The 4,647-nt window shown below is 39.3% G+C and carries 3 protein-coding genes; 1 reads left to right on the forward strand and 2 read right to left on the reverse strand.

The annotated features are described in order from the left end of the window. Positions 1-119 precede the first annotated feature (119 nt). Entirely contained in the window at positions 120-869 is a 750-nt protein-coding gene (locus tag AC1DVB_RS25310; RefSeq protein WP_477591522.1) for a class I SAM-dependent methyltransferase, read from the reverse strand. A 410-nt stretch (positions 870-1,279) separates the two neighbouring features. Between AC1DVB_RS25310 and AC1DVB_RS25315 the strand changes: the two genes are divergently transcribed. Then, positions 1,280-3,073, forward strand: coding sequence for a laminin G domain-containing metallophosphoesterase family protein (locus AC1DVB_RS25315; RefSeq protein WP_057276160.1), 1,794 nt, complete (start codon positions 1,280-1,282; stop codon positions 3,071-3,073). Positions 3,074-3,232: 159 nt separating this feature from the next. Here the strand turns inward: AC1DVB_RS25315 and AC1DVB_RS25320 are convergent, their stop codons facing one another. After that, positions 3,233-4,129, reverse strand: coding sequence for a DMT family transporter (locus AC1DVB_RS25320; RefSeq protein WP_430756662.1), 897 nt, complete (start codon positions 4,127-4,129; stop codon positions 3,233-3,235). Positions 4,130-4,647: the final 518 nt, after the last annotated feature.

Here is a 4,647-nt window from a genome sequence, read left to right on the forward strand (position 1 = left end):
CCTAGAGTGGAAATCAACGTCCAAATTGTACAAGCCATAAAAATAGACAAACTCGATTTACATCGAGTTTGTCTACAGTCTGAGGCGTCCCTACTTTCGTAGAAACGCCTTTTTTTCGTTTACTTCATTATTTTCGGTTCCTTTACTGCTGAGATCATTAAAAACATGGGCCTTCGATTTTCATCTTTCATTTCAGGAACACTTTTTAACATGTCATCAGAAGGCATCGGTTCCTTTACTGCCTTTATGCTGAAACCAGCACCAATCAAGTCATTCATATATGTTGAAATCGTTCGATGATACTTTACTACGTTTTCGGTTAAGAAGGTTGTTTCTCTCACATCTTCGTACTGATAGTTGTCAACTGGCCAATGCAGATGATTGCCGTGATCATCGTCATACCAAGCTTGTTCGTTGCGAGAAGTAAAGATTGGATGTTCAACCGAGAAAACAAAAGTGCCTCCAGGCTTTAAACAATCATGGACCTTTTTGCAGATTGCCTCATATGACTTAATGTAATGAAAAGCCAATGAACTGATAACGACATCAAATTCAGAGCCGGAAAAATCGATATCTTCAATCGGCATTTTAATATATGAAATACAAGGGTCATCCGTTTTTTCACGTGCTCTTTGAAGCATATTGTCGGAAATATCCACACCAACGACGGAACTTGCCTGTTGCTCTCGGGCAAATCGGCAATGCCAGCCGAAACCGCAGCCCAAATCAAGTACCGTTTTATTACGCAGATTTGGCATTAGCTCTTTTAATACATGCCATTCTCCGGCAGCTTCAAGTCCTTTGACTGATCGTGGCATTTGCTCATACGCAGAAAAGAAATTTGCATCATCATATTTATTTTGTTTCATAATTCATACATCTCCTATAATTCAAGATAGCCTCCTAAGATTTATACCACATCTATTACAGGAGGCTACCTATCTCCTTCTCACCATTTTTTTCACCTCATTATCTTGATGGATCACTGTCCTAATACTAACATATTGCTTGTTTTCCTACCCTCCCCCTAAAGAACAAAATACTTCAAATTAGTTGTTATCCTTGATTTCAAATTGTAGGCATTAGGCCTTATCTCCTAATGTCTTTTTTAGTAATAAGACTTTTTTACTCATCCTTAATAAGTTATCGAGAAGATAAGCAAACTATACCATATTACAGCTGTACGGAATCTACCTTGGCTTAGTACGCTACAAATTAATTCAGGTAGTAAAAAGGATAAATGTATATCGCTTAATCAAAATGTAACGGGGTGATGTTTATGAGAATGAAAAAAGCATTTATAGGTCTCTCACTCTTATGTATGATTGTTCCTGGTATTGCCAAGTCAGCCGATTCTTTAAATTCCGTTGCTGAAAATGATCGGAGCAGTATCGTTGCAAATTGGAAATTCACAAAACAACATGTTAAAAGCGGTTCAATCGATAAAGGTAATTTAATTATTGAAGATACAACCAAACAAGGAAATGATTTAGAGTTAGTGACGATAGGTGACCCTGCATCACCCGAATTAAAAAAAATGTTGAAATGGTCTGAAGAAGATTATTACGCTCAAGATAAAGTTAATAGCTTGAAATTCGCCAATTACGAAAACGCCCCTGCAGGAAGGTATTTTAAAACCATACGGGATGCACCTATCAATTCAGAGAATTTCGATAGGGGTTTTACCATTGAATTGGTATTTAAGATGCCAAGGAACCCCAAAGGTGACATGGGGCTTTTTTCAAGACAAGGACAGGCGGCAGATCTTAATAAAATGGAAGGCGAGAAAAAAACCCTTTCTGCTTTATCTATATCCAGTGATCAAAAATTGCACTGGACAAGCCATCCATCCAATTTAAACTATAATGTAAGCAATTGGTCTCGTTCTTTAAATGCTGGTGAATGGTACCATTTGGCAGTCGTTAATGATGGTAGCACAACGACTCTAACTTTAAATGGCGTTAGTGATTATGGAGAATCAGAAAAGGCCATAGGTATTGCAGCAGTAAAAGGTAAAGGCTGGAATATCGGTGCAACAGAATGGGGAAATAAGTTGGATGCGCTTTTCGGAGGGAATATCCAGGAAATACGAATTGCCAATAAGGCATTAACTGAAAAAGAATGGCTAGTACAGGATGCTCGTGACGATGAACCCTTTGAAGGATCAAACAAGTCCTTCCCCATTCTAACGAATAAGAAGAATTATAATTTCCTCTTTATTCCAGATACCCAAAAATATTCAAGCCAAAATCCTGAGATTTTCAATAGTCAAATGAACTGGATATCTAATAACACCAAGAAGAACAATATTATCATGAATACATTTGTTGGTGACATTGTCGATAGTGATTCAGAAAAACAATGGCAGAATTCGCTCAGAGCCATATCCCTTTTGGATAAAAAGGAAATTCCATATATGATGGCGGCTGGGAATCATGACTATGCTGCCGGAGATCCTTTTTTAACACATTATGGGCCACAGCGTTTTATGAATAAAAACTACTATAAGGGATCGGCTCCCTCTGGGTATAGCTCATATGCAATCGCTAAGGCAGGGAGTTATGAATACTTAGTTTTAATCGTGGATATGAAAAATCTCCATAAGGACTTGGAATGGTCAAAAAAAGTTCTGGAACGGCATAAAGATAAACCGACAATCCTCGTCTCACATGATATTATTTTTCCGAAAGTTAAAGATGATAAAACCATTGCCGCCGATTCGTCCAATGGCCGGCTGATATGGGATGAACTTGTAAAGAACCATAATCAAGTGTTCATGACGGTTAATGGACATTTTTATGGGATAGCGCATCGGGTAAAACAAAACTCAGCAGGAAATGATGTCATTCAAATGCTGGTCAATTACCAAACGAATTATCGAGGGGGAAATGGCTGGCTAAGGCTTGTAGAATTTGATGAAAAGAAAAATGTATTATTATTCCGTACTTATTCCCCATATGTTGACGGAATGACTAGGAAAGAAAAGTCCTATATTGATTATAAATTTTTAACAGGTGAAAATAATTCATTTAAATTGGAATGGGACTTTAAACATAGATTTAATTTCAGGTAATGAACAGGTCGGAAAAATCTAATTCCCCAGGTGTATCTGATTAACCTCATCAACCTGGGTGAATTCCTTTTATTAGGATGCCCTCCTATGTGTTGAGTCGTCCAAGAAGGATATACGTTCATTCATGATGATCTGGGATGCTGCTATTTTTTCTGGTTTTCATGCTGCTTTTTTCACCACTGATTTATACTTTCCGAAACCATTAACGACAAGGACCCCCAATATCGCAATACTGCCGCCAATGACTGAAAGGGTACTAGGTACTTCCTGCAGCCAAACCCAAGCGACGAAAATGGCAATCACAGGTTCAATGTACAACAAACTGGAAACGGAACTGGCTTTTCCTAATGATAAAGCGACTGCCCAAGTTACATAACCGATGGCCGCAGGGAAAATACCAACAAAAATCGCTGATAAATGACCTTCCAAAGTAGCATGTTGAATTTCTTGAAATAGCCCAGGAAAAAATATAAAAAAGGGTATTGTACCGATCCATGTGAAGTAAGCTGTCAATTCAATCGGATTATAACGGCTAAACAGTGGCTTTTGGAAAACAAAAAACACCGCAGAAGCAATAGCTGACATCAGTACTAAAAAAGCTCCTTCAGAAATAGTCAGGGAAGGTCCTGCGGTACCTAATGTTATTAAGGTGATCCCTGTGAATCCAATTCCTAAACCAATCCATCCGTATAGTCCGAGGCGTTCTTTTAAAACGAACGCAGCAATGATCGCGATGAAGACAGGTGCTGAACCGATCAGCATTCCAGCCGTTCCCGCCGAAACCGTTTGTTCCCCGAATGTCACCCCGACATGGTAAATACTAATGCCAATAAATGCAAGGATCGAAATCCTCAACAAATCCTCTTTTTTCGGGAGTCGAAATTTCACCCCAGGCCAGAGAGCATAAAGGATAAAAACTCCTGATGCTATAAGATAACGAACAAGTACCAAATGACCGGCTGAATATCCGCCATGCAAGCTTGCACGAATAGCAGCGAATGTAGAGCCCCAAATAATTACTGTTATAGATGCCAATAAAAATGCCTTAGTGTTCAAAACCTATTCCTCCCAACCATCCCTATAAATTGAAGGTATCATGGATACGTGAGAACTTCAATAAAATTTCTATCTCGCTGTGAAGTGTCACAGTAAAATAACGAATTTAAGTACATTCTGTGTTGTAACCATCGCTGAAGAAATTCTATTCCATTTGGGATTGGATTTGAGAGCTTTGTTAAAAGATGGATCAGGTTTGAAAAGCATACTAAACCAAATAGTTATATAGTCAAAACAAGTTGATTGGAGCGGATGTGCGAGACTCCTGCGGGAAAAGCGTTTCCAGTGAGACCCCGAAGGCGCAATTGCGCTGAGGGCGGACTGCCTGCGGAAAGGGAGTGCCTGGAGAGTTCTACCTAAATTTTTTTCACTGTAATCCTTATTGGATTGAAGAAATTTGCGACACTCCTGCCGAATTACTGGCTAGCCGAGACACCGCAGACGCTTGCGTCGAGGAGGCTTGGCAGGCAGTCGGCGGAAAGGGAGCGGATTTCTGAAATCGACTGGAACATTTTTTT

The sequence above is a fragment of the Peribacillus sp. P4_D6 genome, from assembly GCF_056401795.1.

Coding starts and splice junctions, on each gene's coding strand:
- AC1DVB_RS25310 (WP_477591522.1), bottom strand. CDS start 869: ATGAAACAAAATAAATATGATGATGCAAATTTCTTTTCTGCGTATGAG.
- AC1DVB_RS25315 (WP_057276160.1), top strand. CDS start 1,280: ATGAGAATGAAAAAAGCATTTATAGGTCTCTCACTCTTATGTATGATT.